Here is a 22,038-nt window from a genome sequence, read left to right as displayed (position 1 = left end):
GCTCACGCCCCGGACCCCGTCCCCGTTAAGCCGTAGCGGTGCTACTTCACCACGGTGATGCGGTCCGCCTTCGGCGGGGCCAGCGGGGACTGCGCCGAGGAGTGCGCCCCCAGGTAGGTGTTGAGCACCTCCAGGTCGGAGGCGCCGACCAGCTTGTTCTTGCCTTCCTTGAAGGCGGGGAAGCCGTCGCCGCCGCCCGCGAGGAACTCGTTCATCGCGACGCGGTAGGTCTTCTTGGGGTCGATGGCCTCGCCGTTCAGCCTCACCGAGTCCGTCACGATCCGGTCGGCACCGGTCTTCGTCAGGTCCAAGGTGTACGTGAAGCCCTTCGACACCTGGAGGATCTTCGGGTCCGCCTGGTTCGGGCCGCTGACCTGCTGCCGCAGCGCGGCCAGCAGCTGCTCGCCCGTCAGGTCGATGGTCGTCATCATGTTGGTGAACGGCTGGACCGTGAAGGCCTCGCCGTAGGTGACGACGCCGTCGCCCTCGCCGCCCGCGGCCTTGTACGCGAAGTCGGAGCGGACGCCGCCCGGGTTCATCAGGGCGATCTGGGCTCCGCCCTTGTCGGCGGGGGCGAGCGCTTCGAGCTGGGCGTCGGTGATCAGGTCGCCGAGCGGGGTCTCGGGCGTGGTCGCGCCCCGGCCGGGGATGTCGGCGGAGATGTAGCCGACCGGCTTGTTCGCGATCGGCGCGGCGAGCTTGCCCCAGCGCTCGATGAGCGCGGTCATGTCCTTGGCCTTCGGCTGCTCGCGGTCGACCACGTGGTTGGCCGACTTCACGCTGGTCCGCACGATGTCGCCGGTGCGGCGGTCGTAGGTGAGCGTGGTGTCGGTGTAGAGGCGGCCGAAGGAGGCGGCGGAGGTGACGGTGCGCGGGGTGCCGGACGGGTCCGGGATGGTGCACGCGTACGCCTGGTGGGTGTGGCCGGTGACCAGCGCGTCGACCTTCGGGGTCACCTTCTTGGCGATGTCGACGATCGGGCCGGAGATGCCGTCGCCCGGGCCGGGGCTGTCGCAGTTGTAGTTGTACGCGCCGGAGGCGGGCATGCCGCCCTCGTGGATCAGCGCGACGACGGACTTCACGCCCTTGCGCTGCAGCTCCTTGGCGTACTTGTTGATCGTCTCGACCTCGTCGCGGAACTTCAGTCCCTTGATGCCCTCGGCGTTGACGACGTCCGGGGTCCCTTCGAGGGTGACGCCGATGAAGCCGATCTTCACGCCCTTGTGCTTCCACACGGTGTAGGGCTTGAGGAGGGGCTTGCCGGTCTTCTCGTCGACGACGTTGGCCGCCAGGTACGGGAAGTCGGCGCCGGAGAAGGTCTTGCCCTCCTCGAAACAGCCGTCCTTGGGGTGGCAGCCGCCGTTCTGCATCCGGGCCAGCTCGCGCGCGCCCTCGTCGAACTCGTGGTTGCCGACGGACGAGACGTCGAGGTCGAGCTTGTTCAGGGCCTCGATGGTCGGCTCGTCGTGGAAGAGGCCGGACAGCAGGGGGCTGGCGCCGATCATGTCGCCCGCCGCGGCCGTGACGCTGTACGGGTGGCCCTGGCGGGCCGTGCGCAGCGAGGTGGCGAGGTACTCGACGCCGCCCGCCGGGATGGCCTTGGTGGTGCCGTCCGGCTGGACCTGGGTGATGTTGCCGGAGGAGCCCTGCGGCGGCTGGAGGTTGCCGTGCAGGTCGTTGAAGGAGAGCAGCTGCACGTCGACGGTGCGGCCGGGGTACGCCCGCTCGGCGGCGGCCCTGGTGTCGGCGTCGGAGGGGGTGCCGGCGTCGGCGGGTATCGCGAAGGCGAGCACACCGACGGTGGCGGCGAGGGCCCCCACCGAGGCGGCCAACCGGCGTGAGGGTCGTCGGCGTTGAGGTGTGGCTGGCATCTGCTCCCCTTGTGATGCGCGGAACTGTTGCGTACAGATCAGGTACGGGTCGGCGGAAGCTTACGGTCCACGCGCGTAGCGCGGCAGGGGGGAGGAGGTTACGAGCTGGTTGCGTGTGGTGGCCGGTCCCGGGGGCATGGGTTCGGTCAGGCGTTGGTCATGCGGGCAGCAGGGCCGGGTCGGTCGTAGGCTCGGCCTTATGGATCACGTGCTGAACGAGACGGTCGGCGGGCGTCCGATCGAGGTCGTCGACGAGCTGGCCCCCGACATGGCGCGGCGCGTGCTGGAGCTGGTCTCGGAGGCCGCGCGCACCGATGGGCAGCCCGCCGTGTCGGAGCAGGGGCGGCTGCAACTGCGCGGGCGGCGGCCCGGGGTGCGGCATCTGCTGCTCCGCGACGAACTGGGGGAGCTGGTCGGCTACGGCCAGCTGGAGGACACCGATCCGGTGGAGGCCCCGGCGGCGGAGCTCGTCGTCCACCCGGCGCACCGCGGCCGCGGATACGGGAGGGCGCTGGGGACGGCGCTGCTGAGGGAGTCGGGCAGGCGGCTGCGGGTGTGGGCGCACGGCGGCCACCCGGCCGCCCGCCACCTGGCCCAGTCGCTGGGCATGGCGCTCTTCCGCGAACTGCGCCAGATGCGGCGGCCGCTGGCGCTGCCGGGCTCCGCGGCGGCGGCCGCGCTGGGACCGGGCCTGCCGGAGATCCCCGAGCCGGTGCTGCCGGAAGGGGTGACCGTACGGACCTTCCGGCCGGGCGAGGACGACGCGGCGTGGCTGGCCGCGAACGCCGCCGCCTTCGCGCACCACCCCGAGCAGGGCTCACTGACCCAGCGCGACCTGGACGACCGCAAGGCCGAGCCGTGGTTCGACCCGGAGGGCTTCTTCCTGGCGGAGCGCGGCGGGGAGCGGGGGGAGGTGGGTGAGCGCGGTGAGCGCGGTGAGCTGGTGGGCTTCCACTGGACGAAGGTGCACGCGGAGGAGCGGCTCGGCGAGGTGTACGTGGTGGGCGTGCGCCCGGACGCCCAGGGCGGCGGCCTGGGCAAGGCGCTCACCGCGATCGGCCTGCGGCACCTGGCGGCCCAGGGGCTGCCGACCGCGATGCTGTACGTGGACGCGGACAACAAGGCCGCGGTGACGGTCTACGAGCGGCTGGGGTTCACGACGCATGAGGTGGACCTGATGTACCGCACGGAGACGTAGCTTCCCCCAGCGCGGCCGCTGGGAGGTGCCCCCATCTCCCTGCGGTCGCCCGGCGAGGGGCCGTGGAACGGGGGTGCCCCCGTCTCCGCCGTGCCGGGCGCTACGGGCCTGGGCCGCTCCGGGGCCTCCTCCGGCGCGGCCGCGGTGACGGGCGCCCGTACCGGAGCGTCCCCTCTCGCCGGTGCCACCACTGGCCCCTGAGGTGGCCCGCTGCGCCTGTCCGGCGCTTGAGGACCGGGGTCCGGGGCAGGGCCCCGGTTTCGGGAAGGGGCGGGGCTGGGGAATGTCACGCCGTGGGCCCACCGCCCACCGCAGGGGCACCCATGCGCACGGCCCCTCGCCGGGAGGCGGACCCGCGGGACCCCTGGGGATGCGCCGCGATTTCCTACGCGCCATGTCTCCGTTACCGGCGATTCAATCTTGGTTGCGAGCATCGCTGAATGCAGCCCGCTGTGCCCAAGCCCAGGCCCCGGAGGCTCCGAGCCGCCCCGGAGCCGTCTTCCGGCGCGCCCGACACGCCCGGGACGCGGAAGAATAAGTACATGAACCAGCCCAGTGGCCAGGCGTCCGTCCCCTCGCAGCCTCCGCAGTCCCCGCAGCCGCCGCACCAGCCGTCGGTCGGTTCCATCGCGGCGCACCGGCCCAACGCCGTCGCCGCACGGCACGTCGGCGGGCTGGACCCCGACCTCGACGCCGATCTGGACGGCTACGAGATCGGCGAGCTCGACGGGCAGAGCGAGGACGGCGTCGGGCCGTTCGCGGGGGAGCTGCCGCAGGGCCGGTTCCTGGACCGCGAGCGCAGCTGGCTGGCGTTCAACGAGCGGGTGCTGGAGCTGGCCGAGGACCCGGCGACGCCGCTGCTGGAGCGGGCCAACTTCCTCGCGATCTTCGCCAGCAACCTCGACGAGTTCTTCATGGTGCGGGTCGCGGGTCTCAAGCGGCGGATCGCCACCGGGGTGGCCACCCGTTCCGCCTCCGGGCTCCAGCCGCGCGAGGTGCTGGACCTGATCTGGACCCGGTCCCGCGAGCTCATGGCCCGGCACGCCGCCTGCTTCCAGCAGGACGTGGCCCCGGCCCTGGCCGACGAGGGCATCCACCTGATCCGCTGGCCGGACCTCACGGAGAAGGAGCAGTCCCGCCTCTTCACGCTCTTCCGGCAGCAGATCTTCCCGGTCCTCACCCCGCTGGCGGTGGACCCCGCGCACCCGTTCCCGTACATCTCGGGACTCTCGCTCAACCTCGCCGTCGTCGTGCGGAACCCGGTCAGCGGACACGATCACTTCGCGCGTGTGAAGGTCCCGCCGCTGCTGTCGCGGTTCCTGGAGGCGTCGCCGCAGCGGTACGTGCCGCTGGAGGACGTGATAGCGGCGCACCTGGAGGAGCTGTTCCCCGGCATGGAGGTGCTGGCGCACCACATGTTCCGGGTCACCCGCAACGAGGACCTGGAGGTCGAGGAGGACGACGCGGAGAACCTGCTCCAGGCGCTGGAGAAGGAGCTGCTGCGGCGCCGCTTCGGGCCCCCGGTGCGGCTGGAGGTCGAGGAGTCCATCGACCCGTACGTGCTGGACCTGCTGGTCCGCGAGCTGAAGATCTCCGACGCGGAGGTCTACCCGCTGCCCGGCCCGCTGGACCTGACCGGGCTGTTCGGGATCGCCTCGCTGGACCGGCCGGAGCTGAAGTACCCGAAGTTCATCGCGGGCACCCACCGCGATCTGGCCGAGGTCGAGTCGGCGTCCGCGCCCGACATCTTCGCGGCGCTGCGCGAGCGCGACGTGCTGCTGCACCACCCGTACGACTCGTTCTCCACCTCCGTGCAGGCGTTCCTTGAGCAGGCCGCGGCCGACCCGGATGTGCTGGCGATCAAGCAGACGCTGTACCGGACGTCCGGCAAGTCGCCGATCGTCGACGCGCTCATCGACGCCGCCGAGTCCGGTAAGCAGGTGCTGGTGCTGGTCGAGATCAAGGCGCGCTTCGACGAGCAGGCCAACATCAAGTGGGCGCGGAAGCTGGAGGAGGCGGGCTGCCACGTCGTCTACGGCCTGGTGGGGCTGAAGACGCACTGCAAGCTGTCCCTGGTCGTCCGCCAGGAGGGCGACACGCTGCGCCGCTACTCGCACGTGGGCACCGGCAACTACCACCCCAAGACGGCCCGGCTGTACGAGGACCTGGGGCTGCTGACCGCGGACCCGCAGGTCGGCGCCGACCTGTCCGACCTGTTCAACCGGCTCAGCGGCTACTCGCGGCGGGAGAACTACCGGCGGCTGCTGGTCGCGCCCAAGTCGCTGCGGGACGGGCTGGTCTCCCGGATCGCCAAGGAGGTCACCCACCAGCGCGCCGGGCGGCCCGCGTACGTGCGGATCAAGGTCAACTCGATGGTCGACGAGGCCGTCGTCGACGCGCTGTACCGCGCGTCGCAGGCGGGCGTGCCGGTGGACGTCTGGGTGCGCGGCATCTGCGCGCTGCGGCCGGGCGTGCCCGGGCTGTCCGAGAACATCCGGGTACGGAGCGTGCTCGGCCGCTTCCTGGAGCATTCGCGGGTGTTCGCCTTCGGGAACGGTGGCGAGCCGGAGGTGTGGCTCGGCAGCGCCGACATGATGCACCGGAACCTGGACCGCCGGATCGAGGCGCTGGTGCGGGTCGCCGACCCGGCCCACCGCGCCAGCCTCAGCAGGCTGCTGGAGACCGGCATGTCCGACTCCACCGCCTCCTGGCACCTCGGCCCGGACGGCGAATGGACCCGGCACGCCGTGGACGCGGAAGGCCAGCCGCTGCGGAACGTACAGGAGATGCTCATCGACGCCCGGAGGCGCCGACGTGGTTCAACGACATGATCTGCGACGACCGTCGGCCGAGGTGACGGGGGCGGCCGGGGGCCAGGCGCCCGGCACCCGGCACCCGGCCGATGTCTGCGGCTCCGGGGGCACGACGGGGGATACGACATGGGGGAGCACATGAGGGGGCCCGCCGTGCCGGCGGCGTCCGGGACATCCGGGATGTCCAGGACGTCTACGGCGTCTACGGCATCCACGACACCCACTGCGTCCACGGCATCCGCGGCGTCTACGGCGGGCGAGGTGCTGGCGCGCTATCTGAACGCGCAGGCGGGGGAGTTCCTGCGCAGCCTGCGGCTGCAACGCGAGAGCGGGTCGGACGTGGCGGAGGCGGCGGAGGCCGCCCGGCAACTGCGCCGCTCGGCACGCCGGATCAGCGGCGCGCTGCACGCGTACCGGCCGCTGACGGACCGGGCCTGGGCGGACCAGCTCCGCGCCGAACTGGTCTGGCTGTCGGGCACGCTCGCCCTCGAACACGCCTACGCGGCCCGCCTCGCCCGCCTGCGCGGGGCCCTGCACCGGCTCTCGGGGGCGGGGACCCCGGCCCAGGACGCGTACGTGGCGCCGCCGCGCGGTGAGCTGGACGCTTACGCGGAGCCGTACGGTCCGCATGATCCGTACGAGCCGCATGAGCTGCACGAGCCGCATGCGCCGTACGAGCCTTACGGGCTGAAAGGGCCGGCCACGGCGGCCGCGGGAGCGGCGACCGACACGGCGGGCGCGGCAGCAGGCGCCCGCTCCACGGGCCGCGGTGCCCGGCGCGGTGTCTCCCTCACGGCGGCCGACCCGGTGGTCCCGTACGGAGGCCCGCTGAGCGCGGACGCGGACGCGGACGCGGACACCACCGCTGTATGGGCGGGCGAAAGCTCTGGCGAGAACTCCGGGGACGCGGCGCCCACGGCCTGGCCGGACGAGGCCGGGGACGGCTCTCCCGCTCCGCGGACCGCAGGCGCCGCGGCAGTCCCCGGACCGTCTGGCGATCAGGAGACCGCCTCGGCGGGGGGCGGTGCTGCCCGCGGCGGCGGACGTGGCGAGGCCGGCGGGGCAGCGGCGGAGGCCGGTGGGGGCGGAGCCGCGGGTCCCGGGGTGTCGCGTCCTGCGCGTGCCGCCCGGGGCGGCGGGCGTGGCGAGACCGGCGGGGCAGCGACACGGGACGGTGGCGTGCGGGGCGGGGGGCGGTCGGACGGGCACGGCGGCGCGCTCACCGTAGGCGCCGCCCGCGCCGGGGCACTGCTCGAGCGGCAGCTCACCCTCGCCCGGACCCGCGCGCACACCGCCGCGCTCCAGGCGCTCGGTTCCGCGCGCTTCCACGCCGTCGCCGACGCGGTCGCCCTGCTCGCCTCCGATGTGCCGCTGGACCCCGACACCGCGGCGCGCCCCGCCGCGCAGGTGCTGCCGCCGCTCGCGGAGCTGGCGCACCGGCGGCTCGTCGAGGCCGTGGACGCGCTGCCGCTGGGCCGGGCCGGGCACCCGTACAACGCCGAGGCGCTGATGCACGGCCTCGCCGCCACCCCGGCCGCCGACGCCCCGCCCGCCAGCGAGCAGCAGGACGCGCCCTGGCACCAGGTGCGGCAGCTGGTGCGGATGCGGCGGTACGCGCTGGAGGTGCTGGACGAGGGCCCATACGTGGAGTGGGCGGGGCCGGTAGAGGCCGAACCCTCGCTGTCCGTACGGCTGCTGGCCGCCGCGCGCGCCTTGGAGCGGCACCGCGACGCGTCGGAGGCGGCCGCCGCCGCGGCCGCCGCCGCCCGGACCCCGCGCATCGCCCCGGCCACGGCGTACGCGCTCGGCGTGCTCCACGCCGACCAGCGGCACGAGGTGGAAGCCGCGCGCTTCGCCTTCGGCTGCGTCTGGCAGCGCATCGCCGCCGCTGCTGCCACCGCGACGCCCGCGCCCCCTTGATCGGTAATGTGCGGTCCGGAACTCGTGATCCGTGATCGGGAATCGGGAATCCGGTACGCGAACAGGAGGAGGCACCCCATGGCCTCGGCGGCCCAGCCCTCGCAAGGCGACCCCGCCCCCGGCGCCCGCCCCGTACGGGCCGCCGGGTGCGTGCTGTGGCGGCGGTCGCCGCGCGACGGGCGGCTGGAGGTCGCGCTCGTCCACCGCCCGGGCTACGACGACTGGTCCCACCCGAAAGGCAAGCTCGAACGGGGCGAGGACCCGATGCGCGGTGCCGTGCGGGAGGTGCTGGAGGAGACCGGGATGAGGTGTACGCCGGGTGCCCCGCTGCCGACCGTCCGCTACACGGTGCGGGGCCGCCCGAAGGAGGTCCGGTACTGGGCTGCCGAGACGACGGACCCCGACGACGCCTTCCTCCCCAACCGGGAGGTCGACCGGCTGCTGTGGCTGCCGCCCGCCGCCGCCCGTGACGTCCTCACCTACGCGCATGACCGGCTGCTCGTCGACGCGCTGCTCGACCGGCTCGGCGACGCCTCGGGCGGGACGCGGCAGTGACCGCGGGCGCCGGGCGGAACCGCGGAACCCGGGCGGTGACCGCGGGACGCGGCGGTGCCCCGCGCCACGGCTACCGCCGCCGCAGCGCCTTCTCGGCCAGCGCCGGCGGCTCGTAGTAGCCGTCCGCCCGGTTCAGGTCGGTGCCCGGCCGCACGATCTCGTCGATCCGGTCGAGTACGTCTCCGCTCAGCACCGTGTCCGCCCCGGCCAGCAGGTCCTCCAGCTGCTCGTACGTACGCGGACCGGTGATCACCGAGGTGACGGCCGGGTGGGACCGGACGAACGCGGTCGCCAGGTGCGGCAGCGAGAGCCCGCTCTGCGCCGCGAGTTCCGCCAGTTCGCCGACCGCCGCCAGCTTGCGCGCGTTCTCCGGCAGCGAGGGGTCGAACTTCTGCCGCTCCAGCGCCCTCCGGCCATCGGCCAGATCGATGTCGGATGCCTTGGTGTACCGGCCGGACAGCCAGCCCGCGGCCAGCGGCCCCCAGGTCAGCACCCCCATCCCGTACTTCTGGGCGGTCGGCAGCACCGCCGCCTCCGCGCCGCGCGCCAGGATCGAGTACTGCGGCTGCTCGGAGCGGAACCGGACATGGCCGCGCCGATCCGAGACCCACTGCGCCTCCACGATCTGCTCCGCGGGGAACATCGAGCTGCCGACCGCGCGGACCTTTCCGGCCCGCACCAGATCCGACAGCACGCCCAGGGTCTCGTCGATGTCCGTGTCCGGGTCGGGGCGGTGGATCTGGTAGAGGTCGACGTAGTCGGTGTCCAGGCGGCGCAGGCTGGCCTCGATCTCGCGGGTGATCCAGCGCCGCGAACCGCCGCTGTGGTTGGGCTCCTCGCTCATCGACTCGCGCGCCTTGGTGGCGAGGACGACGTCCTCGCGGCGGCCCTTGAGCGCCTTGCCGACGATCACCTCCGACTCGCCGCCCGAGTAGATGTCGGCGGTGTCGATGAAGTTGATGCCGCCGTCGAGGGCCCGGTGGATGATCCGTACGGCGTCGTTGTGGTCGCTGTTGGCCCAGGCCCCGAACATCATCGCGCCGAGCGCGTGGTCGCTGACCGAGATGCCGGTGCCGCCGAGGATCCTGCGCTGCATGGTTCTGTCTCCGTACCCGTTCACTGAGTCCCGGACGCGTCTGCGTCACGCGTTCCAGCCTCGGGCGCGGGGGCGGGCGGCGACAGGCCCGCTTCAACCTGGGTCCGGCGGAACCACCTTCGGCGGCCTGCCGCGATAATGGACCGATGGTGTTTTCCGAACCGGAGATCAACGCGTTTCTGACATCACGCCGTGCGGCGCTTGACCCGGGCTCGGTAGGGCTGCCCGAGGGAGTGACCCGGCGCCGCGTGCGCGGGCTGCGCCGCGAGGAGGTCGCCCAGCTCGCCGGGATCAGCGTCGACTACTACACCCGCATCGAACAGGGCCGCGCCCACGCGATCTCGGACTCGGTCCTCGACGCCGTCGCGCGGGCGCTGCGGCTGACGCCCGCCGAGCACACGTACCTGCGGAACATCACCCAGATACGCCGCCGGGGTCCGGGCGGGAGCGGCGGCGCGGGCGGGGGCGCCGGGGAGGGCTGCCGCGCCTGTACGGTGCCGCTCGCGGGCGAGGGCCCGGCGCGGCCGCGGGTACGACCGCAGGTCCGGCAGCTCCTGGACGCGCTGGACGACACGGTTCCGGCGTTCGTGTACGGCCCGGCGATGGACATCCTGGCCTGGAACCGGCTGGCCGGACGGGTCGCCTTCGACCTGGCCACGACGCCCGAGGCCGAGCGCAACGCGGCCAGGCTGGTCTTCCTGCACCCGGACGCCAGGGATCTCCACCCGGACTGGGAGCAGCTCGCGGAGGAGACGGTCGCGGCCCTGCGCGCCGAGGCCGGGCGCCACCCGGAGGACCCGCGGCTGTGCCAGCTCGTCGGCGAGCTGCTGGAACGCAGCGACGACTTCCGCCGCCACTGGGAGGCTCAGGCGGTCACCGAGCGCACCCACGGCACGAAGCGCATCCGGCACCCCGAGGTGGGGGAGCTGCGGGTGACGTACGAGGTGCTGCTGCTGCCGACGGACGAGGGCCAGATGCTGTGCACGTACACGGCGGAGCGGGGCTCCGGCACGGAGCGGGCGCTGCGGGCACTGGCGGAAGGGGCGGCGGTGCGGGTCGCGGCGCGCTGAGCGGCCACTGGGGCATGCTGAGCGGCCCACTGCGCCCGCCGAGTGCCCGCGTCAGCCCGCCGTCGCCCGTGGGGCCAGGGCCTCCCAGGCGACGGTGACCTCGCCCTGCCGCCACCGCCGCGGCCCGTCCGCCAGCGGCCAGTCCGCGCGCAGCGCCGCGCAGGCGCGGACCCAGCGCTGACGCGCGCTGAGCGTCGCGTACGGGGCGGCCGCCGCCCACGCGCGGTCGAAGTCGCGCAGGAACGCGTGGACGGGCTCGCCCGGCACGTTGCGGTGGATGAGGGCCTTGGGAAGGCGTTCGGCGAGGTCGGAAGGGCGGTCGAGGGAACCGAGCCGGGCGGCGAAGGTGACGGTGGCCGGGCCTTCCGGGGTGAGCGCCACCCAGGCGTGCCGCCGCCCTATCTCGTCGCAGGTGCCCTCGACGAGCAGCCCGCCGGGCTGGAGCCGCGCGCAGAGCCGCCGCCAGACGTTGGCGACCTCGTCCTCGTCGTACTGCCGCAGCACGTTGGCCGCCCGTATGAGGGCGGGGCGGGGGCCGTGTCCGGAAGGCAGCGGCACCTCGAAGCCGCCGTGCGCGAAGGTCAGCCCGTCGCGCTCGTACGGCTTGGCCGCGGCGACGCGGCCGGGGTCTATCTCTATGCCGACGACGCGGACGCCGGGCGTCCCGTGCGCCCCCGTCCGCAGCCGGTCCAGCAACTCGACGGCGGTCCAGGGGGCGGCCCCGTACCCGAGGTCGACGGCGACGGGCGCGTCCACACGGCGCAGGGCGGCGCCGTGGACGGCGGCGATCCAGCGGTCCATGCGGCGCAGACGGTTGGGGTTGGTGGTGCCGCGGGTCGCCGATCCGACGGGTCGGGTCGGCGAGGGGGTACGTGCGGCCATACGTATGACTCTAAGCGGCCGGAGGCGCACCCCCGGCCACCCGCGCGATCGGGCCGGGCACAGCTCGGCCGCCCGGGGTCACGCCACCCGGTTGCCCGCGGTCGGCGAGGCCGGACCGGGCCCGAGCGTCACGTCCACGCCCCCGCGGCCGCCGCCCGCTCCGCGTACGCCGTGAAGTCGGTCGGTGCCCGCCCCAGGACGCGCTGGACGCCGTCCACCGGGGCGGCCGTGTACCCGGTCCGGTGGAGGGCGAACAGCGCGCCGAACGCCTTCGCCGCCACCTCCGGGTAGCCCTCGGCGAGCAGCTCGGCCTCGTACTCCTCCGGCGTCAGCTCCACGTACGCGATCTCCCGGCCCGCCGCCCGCGCGATCGTCCCGACCGCCTCGCCGAACGACAGCCCGCGCGGCCCCGACAACTCGTACACCTCTCCCAGATGCCGGTCTCCGTCGCGCGTCAGCAGCGCCGCCGCCACCGCCGCCACGTCGTCCGCGTCGATGAACGGCTCCGGGGTCGCCCCGATCGGCAGGGCGAGCCGGCCGTCGCGCAGCGGCTGCCGCCACATGTCCTCGTCGAAGTTCTGGTTGAAGTTGTTGGGCCGGATGATCGTCCACTCCACGCCGGATCCGCGTACGGCCCGTTCCGCGGCGGCCATGCCCGTGTAGAAGGTGGCCGTGCCCGCGCCGACGTCCTCGCCGATCCGGTCCAGCCCGCGCCCCGACAGCGCCACGATGCGGCGCACCCCGGACTCGACCGCGAGGCGCACGAAGTCCTCCACCGGGTCCGGGTCGTCCGGCGCGACGAGGTAGAGCGCGGTGGCACCCGCGAGCGCGGGTTCCCAGGTGGCGGGTGCGGTCCAGTCGAACGTCACCTCGCTGGAGCGGGAGGCCGCCCGCACCGCCGCGCCCTGCGTGCGCAGCCGCTCCACCACCCGGCGGCCGGTCTTGCCGGTGGCGGCGAGGATCAGGATGTCGCTGTCGTGCTTGCTGTCTGTCGTCATGTCAGTGAGTCAACTGGGCGGGCGCGTGGCGCGACATGGCCGCGAGTACGTCACGCATGTGTATTCGTACGGTGCGTTCGAACGGCCGCATAGGGTGAGCGCATGGACCCGTTCGACGATCTGCTGAGGGGTGTGCGCGCCGACGGCGCGGTGTTCGGCCGGTCGGTGCTGGCACCGCCGTGGGCGCTGAGATTCACCGATGGGGCGTCCATGACGCTGTGCGTGCCGCTGCGCGGCGAGGGCTGGATCGTACGGGAGGACGACGGCAGCGGCAGCGGCTTCGGCGAGAGCGGGCGTCCGCCGCGGGGGATACGGATACGGGTGGGCGAGGCGGCGGTCGTACGCGGGCCTGAGCCGTTCGTCTTCACCGACGCCCCCGGCACCGTCGCCTCAGGGGCGGCGACGCCGCGCGACGTGCGGTGCGGGGACGTGTGGCCGGGCGAGCGGGCGGGCCGGGACGTGGCCGGTGAACTGGCGGGGCACGCGGCGGGCCGCACCGTGCTGATGGCGGGGGCGTACCACGTACGCGGCGAGGTCCCGGGGCGGCTGCTGCGGGTGCTGCCCCCGGTGCTGGTGCTGGCGGACGACCACGACTGCGCGGCGTTGCGCGACTACCTGGAGACGCAGTTGATCGCGAGCGGTCCGTGCGCGCCCGGTGGGCCGGGCGGGGCGGGTGCCCCGGGTCGCGCCGGCGGCCCGGGGCAGCAGATCGTGCTGGACCGGTTGCTGGACTGGCTGCTGGTGTGCACGCTGCGGGACTGGTTCGCCCGCCCGGAGGCGGAGGCACCCGGCTGGTACCGCGCGCTCGGCGACGAGGTGGTGGGCCCGGCGCTGCGCGCGCTGCACGAGGCCCCGGGCGCACCGTGGACGCTGGCGTCGCTGGCGGACCGGGCCGGGGTATCCCGTACGACGCTGGCGAAGCGCTTCCACGACCTGGTCGGCGAGCCGCCGCTGGCCTACCTGACCCAATGGCGGATGGCCCTGGCGGCGGACCTGCTGGCGGAACCGGCGGCGACGGTGGCGTCGGTGGCGCGCCGGGTGGGGTACGCGGACGCGTTCGGCTTCAGCGCGGCGTTCAAGCGGGTACGGGGCGTGAGCCCCAGCGCCCACCGCACCCGCCCCGCGGCCCTCAGCCCCGCCACCCCTGACCGCCCCACCACTGCGCCGACAGATGACCGCCCCACCACCGTGCCGACAGGCCACGTCGTCCGGAGTGGGACCCGACCCCCACATCCACGGCCCCTGCCCGGGAGGCCGCACGGCCCCGCCCGATAGGGCATACGTCACGCTTTGGCAAAGCGGAAATGGGAGCCGACGGTTCCGGCGTTGACCCCTTGGAGCAGACGCCCGTCCGGCGCCCGGCAAGGAGGATCGCGCGGTGAGCCAGTACATATCCCGGCTCGGCAACCTGCGAGGCCGTACCCCGGGGCGCGGCCCCGGGAGCGGGGCCGCGCCGCCGCACCAGCGGCTGCGGTGGCCCGGCCGACGGCCGCGCCGGATCGCCATGCTCAGCGTCCACACCTCGCCCCTCCACCAGCCCGGTACCGGCGACGCCGGCGGGATGAACGTCTACATCGTCGAGCTCGCCAAGCGCCTGGCCGCCCTGAACATCGAGGTCGAGGTCTTCACGCGCGCCACCACCGGCACGCTCCCGCCCGCCGTCGAGCTGGCCCCCGGCGTCCTGGTCCGGCACATCGACGCCGGCCCCTACGAGGGGCTCGCCAAGGAGGAGCTCCCGGCCCAGCTGTGCGCCTTCACCCACGGCGTCATGCGGGCCTGGGCCGGGCACCGGCCCGGCTACTACGACCTCGTCCACTCCCACTACTGGCTCTCCGGCCACGTCGGCTGGCTCGCCGCCGAGCGGTGGGGCGTCCCGCTCGTGCACGCCATGCACACCATGGCCAAGGTCAAGAACGCCGCGCTGGCCGAGGGCGACACGCCCGAACCCGCAGCCCGCGTCATCGGCGAGACGCAGATCGTCCGCGCCGCGGACCGGCTCGTCGCCAACACCGACGAAGAGGGCGACGAGCTGATCCGGCACTACGACGCGGACCGCGGCAAGGTCGCCGTCGTCCACCCCGGCGTCAACCTCGACCGATTCAGCCCGTACGGGCCCGAGGTCCCGGGCCGGCGCCACGGCGCGGACGGTGCCGACACGGGCCTCGCGGACGCGATCCGCACCCACGGCACCTACGGCACCGACCGCACCGACGGCACCGACCGCGCCGATGCGATCCGCGCCGCCACAGGCCGCACCGGCATCCGCCGCATCACCGCGGCCGACATCACCGCGAGCCGGATCGCCGCCGGCCGCGCCGCCGCCCGCGCCCGCCTCGGGCTCCCCGTCGACGCCCTCATCCCGCTCTTCGCGGGCCGTATCCAGCCGCTCAAGGCACCGGACGTCCTGCTGCGCGCCGTGGCGATCATGCTGGACGAGGAGCCCGCGCTCCGTTCCCGGCTCGTCGTACCGGTGGTCGGCGGCCCCAGCGGAACCGGGCTCGCCCAGCCCGAGCGGCTGCAGAAGCTCGCCGCCCGCCTCGGTATCAGCGACGTCGTACGCTTCCGCCCGCCCGTCGGCCAGGACCAGCTCGCCGACTGGTACCGCGCGGCGTCCGTCCTGGTCATGCCCTCCCACAGCGAGTCCTTCGGGCTGGTCGCGATCGAGGCGCAGGCATGCGGCACGCCGGTTGTCGCGGCGGCGGTCGGCGGACTGCCCGTGGCGGTGCGGGACGGCGTGTCCGGATTCCTGGTCGACGGCCACGACCCCGCCGACTACGCGCGCGTGCTGCGCCGTTTCGCCGCCGGGCCGGCAGGCGCCGAGCTTGTCGACCGGATGGGTGCCGCCGCGGCCCTGCACGCGCAGTCGTTCGGGTGGGACACGGCCGCCGCGGCGACGGCGGACGTCTATCAGGCCGCGATGCACGAGCGTCGTCGCCTACGATCAGCCCATGCCCATGGGTGACGCGGACGCCGACACGACGACAGACACCAGCAGCACCAGCGCCAGTGCGAGTACCAGCGCAGGCACTGGCACCGGCACGGGTACCGGCGCCGCCGCCGTCATCGAGCAGACCCTGCGCGACGCCGAGCTGGAATGGGAGAGCGCGGCCGACGGCGCCTACGTCGTCAAGCTCCCCGGCGTCCGCAAGCTCTCGACCACGTGCGCGCTGCGGCTCGGCAAGCACTCCCTCTCCGTCAACGCCTTCGTGATCCGGCATCCGGACGAGAACGAGGCGGCCGTGCACCGCTGGCTGCTGGAGCGCAACACCAAGCTGTACGGCGTGAGTTACGCGGTCGACCGGCTCGGCGACATCTACCTCGTAGGGCGTCTGCCGCTGTCCGCGGTCACCCCGGAGGAACTGGACCGGCTGCTGGGCACGGTCCTGGAGAACGCGGAGGGCAGCTTCAACACGCTCCTGGAGATGGGCTTCGCGACGGCGATCCGCAAGGAGTACGCCTGGCGCACCTCACGCGGCGAGTCCACGCGGAACCTCGAGGCATTCGAACACCTGACCCGCGATCTGACGGACTGACCGCGGCCTCGGTTGTCTGCGTCACGAAGTAGGCCGCGGCGGGCCGGTCACCGGTTCGGCCCACACCGCTGGTCCGCTGTGCACCACGTTGGGAGCCTTGACCCTGGCATGTGACATTCGTCCGGCCATCGTCGAGAGTGAGGGAGCGCCGGTCATGGCGAAGAAGCTGCACGTCGGCAACCTGGGGTTCGACACGACGGAAGACGACCTTCAGGAGCTTTTCGCAAGGGTCGGTGAAGTGCTGGACGTCCAGATCGTCTCGGACCGTGACACGGGCCGGTCTTTGGGCTTCGGGTTCGTCGAGATGAACGACCGGGCGGCGGAGAAGGCCCTGGCCCAGCTCAACGGAACCAGGCTGAACGGCCGCAACTTGAACGTCACCGAGGCCCATCGCCGGGCGAACCGCCGCATGCCCGGTTAGGCCACCCGCTCCACCGAGTCGGCCGGAGCCGGGCCCGCGGACCCCGTCTCCCGCGGCTCCGACGGCGCGGGCTCCGGCACGGTCCGCATCAGCACCCAGTACCCCGCCGCCGCGACCGTGCCCACCACCGCGCACCCGCCCCACAGCCACCCCGCCCCGAACCGGTCGATGACCTGGCCCGACAACAGCGGGGCCGCGAGCCCGGCCGCGGACCAGGACATGGTGTGCATGCCCTGGTAGCGGCCGCGGCCGTGGGTGGGGGAGAGGCGCACCACGAGGCCCATCTGCGTCGGCAGGTTGACGATCTCCGCGAGGGTCCACACGCACACCGTCAGCGCGTACACGCCCAGGGAGCCCGCGAACGCCGTCAGCCCGAAGCCGTACCCCACGAGCAGGGAGGAGAGGGTGAGCAGCAGCCGCGGGTCGCGGTGCTCGACGTAGCGGGTGACGGGAATCTGCAGGGCGACGATCAGTACGCCGTTGGCCGCGATCGCCAGCCCGTAGTCCGAGCTGGAGAAGCCGTCCGCGCCCATGGCCACCGGCAGGCCCACCGACCCCTGCTGGAAGAGCAGCGCGATGAGGAAGGACAGCCCGACGAGAGCCATGAAGCGGCGGTCCCGCACCACGGTGCCCAGGCCGATCTCCGGTTCGGCGGCCGTGCCCGGACCGGCCGGGCGGTCCGGGCGGGACTCCGGGAGCTTGGCGAAGACCACCAGGGCGCACACCAGCGTCATGGCGGCCTCGATCAGGAAGCCGGCCTGGTAGCTGTACTCGGCGAGCAGGCCCGCGCCGGTCGAGGAGAACGCGAAACCCAGGTTGATCGCCCAGTAGTTGAGCGAGAAGGCGCGGACCCGGTCCTCGGGGCGCACGATGTCGGCCATCATGGCCTGCACCGCCGGGCGGGAGGCGTTGCTGGCCATGCCCACGGCGAACGCGACGGCCGCGATGGCGACCGGGTGCGTCATGAAGCCGAGAACCGCCACCGACACCGCTGTCGAGAGCTGGGCGACGAGCATGGTGGGCCGCCGCCCGAGCCGGTCGGTCATGACCCCGGCGCCGAGCGCGGCGACGACGCCGCCCAGCCCGTGCAGGGAGGCGACCAGGCCCGCGTACGTGGCCGAGTAGCCGCGCTCCATGGTCAGGTACAGCGCCATGAAGGTGGCCACGAAGGCGCCCAGCCGGTTGACCAGCGTGCTGGTCCACAGCCACCAGAACTCCCGTGGCAGCCCCGAGACGCTCTCTCGTACGGCCCGTTTCGCGGTCGCAGCCGACAGCATCGTTCCCCCGAATCCCCCGACGATGTAAGCCCCATGATGTAAGTGGCTCATGCGGCAGCTGTACCTTACGGTTCGATGATCCCCGGCCGCCAGTCATTTGACTGAACACGTCAAACGAGACCGCCGTTCGGACGTCGTCGTTCCGGTTCAGCGGCGTCTATTACGCTCAGGGGCATGGCCGACGCACCGTACAAGCTGATCCTCCTCCGCCACGGCGAGAGCGAGTGGAACGCGAAGAACCTGTTCACCGGCTGGGTGGACGTCAACCTCAACGAGAAGGGCGAGAAGGAGGCGGTCCGCGGCGGTGAGCTGCTGAAGGACGCCGGCCTGCTGCCCGACGTGGTCCACACCTCCCTCCAGAAGCGCGCGATCCGCACCGCGCAGCTCGCGCTGGAGGCCGCCGACCGCCACTGGATCCCGGTCCACCGCTCCTGGCGGCTCAACGAGCGGCACTACGGCGCGCTCCAGGGCAAGGACAAGGCGCAGACGCTCGCCGAGTTCGGCGAGGAGCAGTTCATGCTGTGGCGCCGCTCGTACGACACCCCGCCGCCCCCGCTGGAGGACGGCGCCGAGTGGTCGCAGAGCGACGACGCGCGCTACGCCTCGATCCCGCCGGAGCTGCGGCCGCGCACCGAGTGCCTCAAGGACGTCGTCACCCGCATGCTGCCGTACTGGTACGACGGCATCGTCCCGGACCTGCTCGCGGGCCGCACCGTCCTGATCGCCGCGCACGGCAACAGCCTGCGCGCGCTGGTCAAGCACCTCGACGGCATCTCCGACGCCGACATCGCGGGCCTGAACATCCCCACCGGCATCCCGCTCTCCTACGAGCTGGACGCCGACTTCACGCCGCTGAACCCGGGCGGCACCTACCTCGACCCGGAGGCCGCGGCCGCCGCCATCGAGGCCGTGAAGAACCAGGGCAAGAAGAAGTAGCCCCGCGCGGGGAGTTCCCCGCGGACGTGGCAGGGCCCCCGACCGGATACCGGTCGGGGGCCCTCCGTACACGTCGTACGGTTCAGGTTCAGCTACAGCTGCCGCCGCATTGGCACGAGCCGCCGTTCTGGCAGCCGCAACTGCAGCCTGGGCCGCACTGGCAGCCGCTGGCGGGCGGGGCCGGGATCGGGACGGAGGGGCCTGTCATGGAGTGACCTCCTTGAGTCGGTCGGAACCTGACATAGCCCATTGGACCGCCAGGGGTACGGGCGCATCAACGGCGCGTGGAGGTAAACCGCCCGTCCCGCCATCCCCCGCAACAGCGGCCCCTCGGGCCCCTTCGACCGGACCCGCTCACTCCCCTTCGGCCGGACCGCTCAGGCTCCCTCGGCCGGGTCCCCCGCCGCCGCCGCGATCTCGTCCGCGTGCTCGCCGGTCACCAGGTACACCACGCGCTTGGCGACCGAGACCGCGTGGTCGGCGAACCGCTCGTAGTAGCGGCCCAGCAGCGTCACGTCCACGGCCGTCTCGATGCCGTGCTTCCAGCGGTCGTCCATCAGGTGCTGGAACAGGGCGCGGTGCAGCAGGTCCATCGCGTCGTCGTCCTGCTCCAGCTGCATCGCCAGGTCGACGTCCTTGGTGATGATGACCTCGGCGGCCTTGGCCATCAGCCGCTGCGCGAGCTGGCCCATCTCCAGGATCGTGGCGTGCAGGTCGCGCGGCACCGCCGTCTCGGGGAAGCGCAGCCGGGCCAGCTTGGCGACGTGCTGGGCGAGGTCGCCGGAGCGCTCCAGGTCCGCGCTCATCCGCAGGCTCGTGACCACGATCCGCAGGTCGGTGGCGACCGGCTGCTGCCGGGCGAGCAGGGCGATGGCGCGCTGCTCCAGGTCCCGCTGGAGGTCGTCGACCTTTCCGTCGGCGGCGATGACGCTCTCGGCGAGCTTGAGGTCAGCGTCGAGAATCGCCGTGGTGGCGCGGCCGATGGCCGAGCCGACGAGCCGGGCCATCTCGACCAGGCCCTCGCCGATCGAATCCAGCTCCTCGTGGTACGCGTCCCGCATCAGTGACCTTCTCTCCTTGTGAGCCCGGGTGTGTGGCCGATGTCTTCCAAGGTCCGGCCGAAACGCGTCGCGCGGCGGCATCCCGTGTGAACCCCCACCATCACCCCGGTGAACTCTAGGGAACATACGTTTTCACTACGACCTGACGAGTGATCCTGGTCACACGATCGTGGCATGGTGCAGGTCCGGTGTACGCGGGGGAACGGAGGGGATACGCCAACCGGACGACGGCGGTACGCGTACCGTGGGGAGTGAACCCGCGCCGACCCCCTGGTGAACTCTCGGCAACGTCTGTTCGAGGGCTCCGGTCAGCGGCTGTGGAGGGGTCTGGATCCGTGCATAACCTGGATGCATGAACGTGGACGCGGCCGTCGCCGCAGTGGCTGCGATCGCCGGGGTGTGTACCGGCGTCATCGCCATGCTGGCGTTCCGCTGGAGCGAGCGCGACCAGGCCAAGCCCACCCGTACCTCGCTGCATACCGAGGCCGCGCTGCCGCCGGGTGTGGACACCGTCCTGTCGGTGCTGCGCTCGTCCGCCGTGGTGCTCGACGAGGCGGACGCGGTGGTCAAGGCCAGCTCGGCGGCGTACGCCCTGGGCCTGGTACGGGGCGGGAAGCTCGCGGTGGAGCCGATGCTGGCCATGGCCCGCGACACCCGGCGCGACGGAGAGATACGGCAGATCGAACTGGACCTGCCGCGGCGCGGCACCGGCCGCGGCGACGCGCTGGCGGTCTCCGCCCGGGTCGCCCCGCTGGGCTCCCGGCTCGTCCTGCTGCTGGTCGAGGACCTCACCGAGGCCCGCCGGATCGAGGCCGTGCGCCGCGACTTCGTCGCCAACGTCAGCCATGAGCTCAAGACCCCGGTCGGCGCCCTGTCGCTGCTCTCCGAGGCCGTCATGGACGCCTCCGACGACCCCGAGGCGGTGACCCGCTTCGCCGGCCGGATGCAGATCGAGGCGACCCGGCTCACCAGCCTGGTCCAGGAGCTGATCGACCTCTCCCGGGTGCAGAACGACGACCCGCTGGAGGATGCCGAGCCGGTCCGGGTCGACGAACTGGTCGCCGAGGCGATGGACCGCTGCCGCCACCAGGCGGGCACCAAGCAGATCAACATCGCCGCGGGCGGCACCGCCGAGCTCCACGTCTGGGGGAACCGCGGCCAGCTGGCCGCCGCCCTGGGCAACCTCGTGGAGAACGCGGTCAACTACAGCCCGGCCCGCACCCGGGTGGGCGTCGCGGCCCGGCGCGTCAACGCGCCCGGTGGCGACCTGATCGAGATCGCCGTCACCGACCAGGGGATCGGCATCTCGGAGAAGGACCGCGAGCGGATCTTCGAGCGGTTCTACCGCGTCGATCCCGCGCGCTCGCGGCAGACCGGCGGGACCGGCCTCGGTCTCGCCATCGTCAAGCACGTGGCCGCCTCGCACGGCGGGGAGGTCACGGTGTGGAGCGCCGAAGGCCAGGGCTCCACCTTCACCCTGCGGCTCCCGGAGGCCGGCAGCGTCCGGGACCGGGCCGAGGCGGAGCGGAAGCTCCGCCGCGGCGGCCGCCCACTGATCGGTCCTGACGACCTCGAAGGCGAGGAGCAGGACCGGGCGTACGAGACCTTCACCAACGATCCACTCTCTGCCCCGGAGGTCCATCCGTGACCCGAGTGCTCGTCGTCGAGGACGAAGAGTCGTTCAGCGACGCGTTGTCGTACATGCTCCGAAAGGAGGGATTCGAGGTCGCGATCGCGACAACAGGGCCCGAGGGGCTGGACGAGTTCGAGCGGAACGGTGCCGATCTGGTGCTGCTCGACCTCATGCTGCCGGGCCTGCCCGGGACGGAGGTCTGCCGTCAGCTGCGCGGCCGCTCCAACGTCCCGGTCATCATGGTGACCGCCAAGGACAGCGAGATCGACAAGGTCGTCGGCCTGGAGATAGGAGCCGACGACTACGTGACCAAGCCCTTCTCCTCGCGCGAGCTGGTCGCCCGGATCCGCGCCGTGCTGCGCCGCCGCGGCGAGCCGGAGGAGGTCGCCCCGGCCGCGCTGGAGGCGGGACCGGTGCGGATGGACGTGGACCGGCACGTGGTCACCGTCGGCGGCGGCAAGGTCGACCTGCCGCTCAAGGAGTTCGACCTGCTGGAGATGCTGCTGCGCAACGCGGGCCGGGTGCTGACCCGCATGCAGCTGATCGACCGGGTCTGGGGCGCGGACTACGTCGGCGACACCAAGACGCTGGACGTCCACGTCAAGCGGCTGCGCGCCAAGATCGAACCGGACCCGGGCGCGCCGCGCTACCTGGTGACGGTGCGCGGCCTGGGCTACAAGTTCGAGCCGTAAAGAGCCACAGGGGGCACCGCCGACGGCGCACGACGGCAGCGGGCGGCCCGCCGGACTCGATCCGGCGGGCCGCCCGCTGCGT

The 22,038-nt window shown here is 73.1% G+C and carries 18 protein-coding genes; 12 read left to right on the top strand and 6 right to left on the bottom strand.

Annotated elements, in window-relative coordinates; genetic code table 11:
* Positions 1 to 41 precede the first annotated feature (41 nt).
* Positions 42 to 1,871 (bottom strand): bifunctional UDP-sugar hydrolase/5'-nucleotidase, encoded by a 1,830-nt coding sequence (locus Q3Y56_RS15420; protein ID WP_304462502.1) that lies wholly within the window; start codon positions 1,869 to 1,871, stop codon positions 42 to 44.
* Positions 1,872 to 2,070: 199 nt separating this feature from the next.
* Here Q3Y56_RS15420 and mshD point away from each other — a divergent pair, with 199 nt between their 5' ends.
* From mshD to Q3Y56_RS15400, 4 genes are all read left to right on the top strand, one after another.
* Entirely contained in the window at positions 2,071 to 3,069 is a 999-nt protein-coding gene (mshD, locus tag Q3Y56_RS15415) for a mycothiol synthase (RefSeq protein WP_304462501.1), read from the top strand.
* 542 nt (positions 3,070 to 3,611) lie between these two features.
* Complete coding sequence (locus Q3Y56_RS15410; protein ID WP_304462500.1) at positions 3,612 to 5,900, top strand: RNA degradosome polyphosphate kinase; 2,289 nt, start codon at positions 3,612 to 3,614, stop codon at positions 5,898 to 5,900.
* A 243-nt stretch (positions 5,901 to 6,143) separates the two neighbouring features.
* A complete protein-coding gene (locus Q3Y56_RS15405; RefSeq protein WP_304462499.1) occupies positions 6,144 to 7,802 on the top strand; it encodes a CHAD domain-containing protein in 1,659 nt (552 codons plus the stop codon).
* Positions 7,803 to 7,880: 78 nt separating this feature from the next.
* The gene (locus Q3Y56_RS15400) at positions 7,881 to 8,357 is read left to right on the top strand and encodes an NUDIX hydrolase (RefSeq protein WP_304462498.1); all 477 of its coding nucleotides are present in this window, start codon (positions 7,881 to 7,883) and stop codon (positions 8,355 to 8,357) included.
* Between the two features lie 70 nt (positions 8,358 to 8,427).
* Here the strand turns inward: Q3Y56_RS15400 and Q3Y56_RS15395 are convergent, their stop codons facing one another.
* Entirely contained in the window at positions 8,428 to 9,453 is a 1,026-nt protein-coding gene (locus Q3Y56_RS15395; protein ID WP_304462497.1) for an aldo/keto reductase, read from the bottom strand.
* A gap of 146 nt (positions 9,454 to 9,599) precedes the next feature.
* Here Q3Y56_RS15395 and Q3Y56_RS15390 point away from each other — a divergent pair, with 146 nt between their 5' ends.
* Positions 9,600 to 10,523, top strand: coding sequence for a helix-turn-helix domain-containing protein (locus tag Q3Y56_RS15390; protein WP_304462496.1), 924 nt, complete (start codon positions 9,600 to 9,602; stop codon positions 10,521 to 10,523).
* 51 nt (positions 10,524 to 10,574) lie between these two features.
* Here the strand turns inward: Q3Y56_RS15390 and Q3Y56_RS15385 are convergent, their stop codons facing one another.
* A complete protein-coding gene (locus Q3Y56_RS15385; protein WP_304462495.1) occupies positions 10,575 to 11,405 on the bottom strand; it encodes a class I SAM-dependent methyltransferase in 831 nt (276 codons plus the stop codon).
* Between the two features lie 128 nt (positions 11,406 to 11,533).
* The gene (locus Q3Y56_RS15380) at positions 11,534 to 12,403 is read right to left on the bottom strand and encodes an NAD(P)H-binding protein (RefSeq protein WP_304462494.1); all 870 of its coding nucleotides are present in this window, start codon (positions 12,401 to 12,403) and stop codon (positions 11,534 to 11,536) included.
* Positions 12,404 to 12,505: 102 nt separating this feature from the next.
* On the opposite strand from Q3Y56_RS15380, the gene Q3Y56_RS15375 reads away from it, so the two are divergent.
* The 4 genes from Q3Y56_RS15375 to Q3Y56_RS15360 all read left to right on the top strand — a co-directional run bounded on the left by Q3Y56_RS15375 (position 12,506) and on the right by Q3Y56_RS15360 (position 16,357).
* Complete coding sequence (locus tag Q3Y56_RS15375) at positions 12,506 to 13,678, top strand: AraC family transcriptional regulator (protein ID WP_304462493.1); 1,173 nt, start codon at positions 12,506 to 12,508, stop codon at positions 13,676 to 13,678.
* Between the two features lie 193 nt (positions 13,679 to 13,871).
* Positions 13,872 to 15,365, top strand: coding sequence for a glycosyltransferase (locus Q3Y56_RS15370; protein ID WP_304465625.1), 1,494 nt, complete (start codon positions 13,872 to 13,874; stop codon positions 15,363 to 15,365).
* Positions 15,352 to 15,936 carry a YbjN domain-containing protein gene (locus tag Q3Y56_RS15365; RefSeq protein WP_304462492.1) on the top strand — a complete coding sequence of 195 codons (585 nt, stop codon included), beginning with the start codon at positions 15,352 to 15,354 and terminating at the stop codon, positions 15,934 to 15,936. The genes Q3Y56_RS15370 and Q3Y56_RS15365 overlap by 14 nt, the downstream gene beginning before the upstream one ends.
* A gap of 154 nt (positions 15,937 to 16,090) precedes the next feature.
* The gene (locus Q3Y56_RS15360; protein ID WP_304462491.1) at positions 16,091 to 16,357 is read left to right on the top strand and encodes an RNA-binding protein; all 267 of its coding nucleotides are present in this window, start codon (positions 16,091 to 16,093) and stop codon (positions 16,355 to 16,357) included.
* Here Q3Y56_RS15360 and Q3Y56_RS15355 read toward each other — a convergent pair.
* Complete coding sequence (locus Q3Y56_RS15355; protein ID WP_304465624.1) at positions 16,354 to 17,631, bottom strand: MFS transporter; 1,278 nt, start codon at positions 17,629 to 17,631, stop codon at positions 16,354 to 16,356. The two genes, Q3Y56_RS15360 and Q3Y56_RS15355, sit on opposite strands and share 4 nt — an antisense overlap.
* A gap of 177 nt (positions 17,632 to 17,808) precedes the next feature.
* Between Q3Y56_RS15355 and Q3Y56_RS15350 the strand changes: the two genes are divergently transcribed.
* The gene (locus tag Q3Y56_RS15350; RefSeq protein ID WP_304462490.1) at positions 17,809 to 18,570 is read left to right on the top strand and encodes a phosphoglyceromutase; all 762 of its coding nucleotides are present in this window, start codon (positions 17,809 to 17,811) and stop codon (positions 18,568 to 18,570) included.
* Between the two features lie 377 nt (positions 18,571 to 18,947).
* Here the strand turns inward: Q3Y56_RS15350 and phoU are convergent, their stop codons facing one another.
* Positions 18,948 to 19,631 (bottom strand): phosphate signaling complex protein PhoU, encoded by a 684-nt coding sequence (gene phoU, locus Q3Y56_RS15345; protein ID WP_304462489.1) that lies wholly within the window; start codon positions 19,629 to 19,631, stop codon positions 18,948 to 18,950.
* A gap of 352 nt (positions 19,632 to 19,983) precedes the next feature.
* Here phoU and Q3Y56_RS15340 point away from each other — a divergent pair, with 352 nt between their 5' ends.
* Together Q3Y56_RS15340 and Q3Y56_RS15335 are read left to right on the top strand one after the other, a co-directional pair.
* Entirely contained in the window at positions 19,984 to 21,279 is a 1,296-nt protein-coding gene (locus Q3Y56_RS15340; RefSeq protein ID WP_304462488.1) for a cell wall metabolism sensor histidine kinase WalK, read from the top strand.
* Positions 21,276 to 21,956, top strand: a complete 681-nt coding sequence (locus tag Q3Y56_RS15335; protein ID WP_144386969.1) for a response regulator transcription factor — start codon at positions 21,276 to 21,278, stop codon at positions 21,954 to 21,956. Before Q3Y56_RS15340 ends, Q3Y56_RS15335 begins: the two co-directional genes overlap by 4 nt.
* Positions 21,957 to 22,038 lie beyond the last annotated feature (82 nt).

Origin of the sequence: Streptomyces sp. XD-27 (assembly GCF_030553055.1) — a bacterium.
Lineage (GTDB): Bacteria > Actinomycetota > Actinomycetes > Streptomycetales > Streptomycetaceae > Streptomyces.
Note: the sequence above shows the minus strand (reverse complement) of the source record. Positions and strands in the feature narration are given on the sequence as shown.